4 protein-coding genes are annotated in these 3164 nt (G+C 69.2%); all 4 read left to right on the top strand.

What is annotated here, in order from left to right:
* Positions 1-246: 246 nt before the first annotated feature.
* Positions 247-1131: a branched-chain amino acid ABC transporter permease gene (locus AAG801_RS41235; protein ID WP_341893655.1), complete on the top strand. Its 885-nt coding sequence runs from the start codon at positions 247-249 to the stop codon at positions 1129-1131.
* Positions 1128-2078, top strand: a complete 951-nt coding sequence (locus AAG801_RS41230) for a branched-chain amino acid ABC transporter permease (protein WP_341893654.1) — start codon at positions 1128-1130, stop codon at positions 2076-2078. Before AAG801_RS41235 ends, AAG801_RS41230 begins: the two co-directional genes overlap by 4 nt.
* Positions 2075-2827 (top strand): ABC transporter ATP-binding protein, encoded by a 753-nt coding sequence (locus tag AAG801_RS41225; protein WP_341893653.1) that lies wholly within the window; start codon positions 2075-2077, stop codon positions 2825-2827. Before AAG801_RS41230 ends, AAG801_RS41225 begins: the two co-directional genes overlap by 4 nt.
* A 2-nt stretch (positions 2828-2829) precedes the next feature.
* Positions 2830-3164 (top strand): ATP-binding cassette domain-containing protein (locus AAG801_RS41220; protein ID WP_341893652.1); only part of this gene is annotated, 335 nt, incomplete at its 3' end.

Genomic DNA, 3164 nt, shown 5'->3' with positions numbered 1-3164 from the left:
GCCCGTGGGTGGCGGCGAGCAGCGCAGGGCCGGGGGCGGCGCGCGCAGCGCGCTTCGTGAACTGACTTGCGGCCGCTTGTCTGAGCGGAGCGACCGCAGGTCGCGCAGCGAGTTGGGCCGCACGCCCGCGGTCCGAGCAGCGCAGCGGAGTCGGCCCATCGGGCCGACCGCCACCGTCGGGCGCCGAGCGGCACAGCGCCTGCCGCGCCGCGCCCATGCCGGCAACGCCAAAGAACCGGCACAGACATGAGCGAAATCACCCCCTCCCTGCTCGCCCTGCAACTGGTGACAGGCATCGCCCTCGGCGCCGTCTACGCGCTGCTGGCCATCGGCCTGAGCCTGATCTTCGGCATGCTGACCGTCGTGAACTTCGCCCATGGTGCGTTCTTCATGGTCGGCGCCTTCATCGGCCTGTACTTCCTCGGCCTGACCGGCAACTTCTGGTTCAGCCTGGTGCTGACGCCGCTGGTCGTCGGCGCGATCGGCCTGGTCACCGAGCGCTTCCTGGTGCGGCCGCTGTACGGCCGCGGCATCGACTACCCGCTGCTGCTGACTTTTGGACTGTCCTGGGTGCTGATCGAGGCGATGCGCGTGATGTTCGGCATCGAGGGCATCCCCTCCTCCACCCCGCCTGAACTGCGCGGCGCGGTCGACCTCGGCATCGGCTTCTTCCCGAAGTACCGCCTGTTCCTCATCTTCGCCACCGCGGTGATCGTGCTGGCGCTGTGGCTGTTCCTCGAGAAGACACGCTACGGCCTGATCGTGCGTGCGGGCTCGCGCGACGGCGAGATCTGCAAGGTACTGGGCATCGACATCGCCCGCGTCTGGCTGGTCGTGTTCGGCATCGGCACCGGCATCGCCGGGCTGTCCGGCGTGCTCGCCGCGCCGACGCGTGCGGTCAACCCCGAGATGGGCATCCACGTGCTGGCCGAGAGCTTCGTCGTCACCGTCGTCGGCGGCATGGGCTCGCTGCCCGGCGCGGTGCTCGCCGGGCTGCTGGTGGGCATCGTGTTCTCGCTCACCTCGCTGTTCGCGCCCGAGCTCGCCGAGCTGTCGATCTTCGTGCTGATGGCGGTGGTGCTGCTGATCCGCCCGCAGGGCTTCTTCGGCAAGAAGGGGCTGATGTCGTGAGCGGCCCGATCGCCACCATCCGGCGCCATCGCGTCGCCGCGGTGCTGCTGTTCCTGCTGGTCTTCCCGCTGCTGATGCCCTACCACGCGCTGGCCATCAACATCCTGCTGTTCGGCCTGTTCGCGGTCGGCTTCAACCTGCTGTTCGGCTACACCGGGCTGCTGTCCTTCGGCCATGCGGCCTTCCTCGGCGTCGGCAGCTACCTGACCGGCATCGCGATGGTGCACGGCGGCTGGCCGTGGTGGCTGGCCGTCGTCGCCGGCGTGGCGGCGGCGGGCGTGGCCGGGCTGGTGATCGGCTTCCTCGCCATCCGCACACGCGGCATCTACTTCTCGATGGTCACGCTGGCGCTCGGCCAGATCGTCTACTACGCCTTCTACAAGGCCGAACGCTGGACCGGCGGCGAGAACGGCCTGCGTGGCATCCAGGTGCCGGAGATCCACCTCGGCCCCTTCGTGCTCGACTTCATCAACCCGGTCACCAAGTACTACGTGATCCTCGCCTTCGTGGCCGTGGCGCTGTGGTTCGTGTCGCGCATCCTCGCCTCGCCCTTCGGCGCGGTCATCGAGGCAGTGCGCGAGAACGACCGCCGCGCCGCCGCCTGCGGCTACGACGTGGCGCGCACCAAGCTGCTGGTGTTCGTGCTGTCGGCGCTGATCTGCGGCCTGGCCGGCGCCCTGCGCGCGCTGCACCTGTCGGTGGTGCCGATCGACTCGCTGCACTACCTGCTGTCGGGCCAGGCGGTGATGATGTGCCTGCTCGGCGGCATGGGCACCTTCTTCGGCCCCTTCGTCGGCGCCGCGGTCTTCCTGACGCTGGAAGACGTGGCGACCGTCTACACCAAGCACTGGATGGCGATCGTCGGCGCGGTGTTCATGGTCTTCGTGCTGTTCTTCCCGGCGGGCATCTGGGGCACGATCGTGCGCAAGCTGGAGCGCGCGCGATGAGTGCCGTGGCCTCACCCATCCTGGAGGTCGAAGGCGTCAGCATGCGCTTCGGCAAGTTCGTCGCGCTGAACAACGTGACGACGAAGTTCGAGGCCGGCAGGCTCAGCGCCATCATCGGCCCGAACGGCGCCGGCAAGAGCACCTTTTTCAACGTGGTCAGCGGCGCCTTCCCGCCGTCGAGCGGCCGCCTGAAGTTCCAGGGCCGCGACATCACCGGCCTCGCCCAGCACGAGTTCGCGCGCAACGGCATCGCCAAGAGCTTCCAGATCACCAACGTGTTCAAGCAGCTGACGGCGCACGAGAACGTGCGCGTCGCGGCGCAGATGCGCAGCGCGCGCTACCAGCTGCTGACGCCGCGCGCGAAGTTGAAGGCCCTCATCGACCGCGCGCACGAGTTGCTCGCACGTGTCGGCCTCGCCCACCTGCACGATCGCACCGCCGCCGACCTCGCGCACGGCCAGCAGCGTGCGCTGGAGGTGGCGATGGCGCTGGCCGCCGAGCCCGTGCTGCTGCTGATGGACGAGCCCACCGCCGGCATGTCGCCCGAGGAGACCAAGGTGATGATGGACCTGATCGTCGCGCTCGCCGCCGAGCGTTCGGTCATCCTCGTCGAGCACAAGATGAAGCTGGTGATGGGCATCTGCGAGCGGCTGCTGGTGCTGCACCACGGCGAGTTCCTCGCCGAGGGCACGCCGGAGCAGATCCGCGCCAACGACGACGTGCGCCGCGTCTACCTCGGCCAGGGCTGACGATGAATCCGATGCTGGAAGTCAACGGGCTCGACGCCTGGTACGACCGCAGCCACGTCGTGCAGGGCCTGCGCTTCGAGGTGAAGCAAGGCGAGATCGTCACGCTGATGGGCCGCAACGGCGCCGGCAAGACCAGCACGCTGAAGGCGATCATGGGCCTGCTCGCCAAGCGCGGCGGCAGCGTGCGCTTCGACGGGCAGGAGATCCTCGCCCAGCCGGCCCACGCGCGCTACCACCGCGGCCTGGCCTACGTGCCGGAGGAGCGCCGCATCGTGCCGGGCCTGAGCGTGCTGGAGAACCTGCGCCTGGGCCTGATCGCCGGCCGCGAGCGCAGCGC

This window comes from Variovorax sp. YR752 (assembly GCF_943372545.1).
This window is presented reverse-complemented; position numbering and strand designations above follow the sequence as displayed.

What these genes read in the sequence shown, in the direction of transcription:
- AAG801_RS41235 (WP_341893655.1), top strand. Translation starts at nt 247, where the DNA reads ATGAGCGAAATCACCCCCTCCCTGCTCGCCCTGCAACTGGTGACAGGC.
- AAG801_RS41225 (WP_341893653.1), top strand. Translation starts at nt 2,075, where the DNA reads ATGAGTGCCGTGGCCTCACCCATCCTGGAGGTCGAAGGCGTCAGCATG.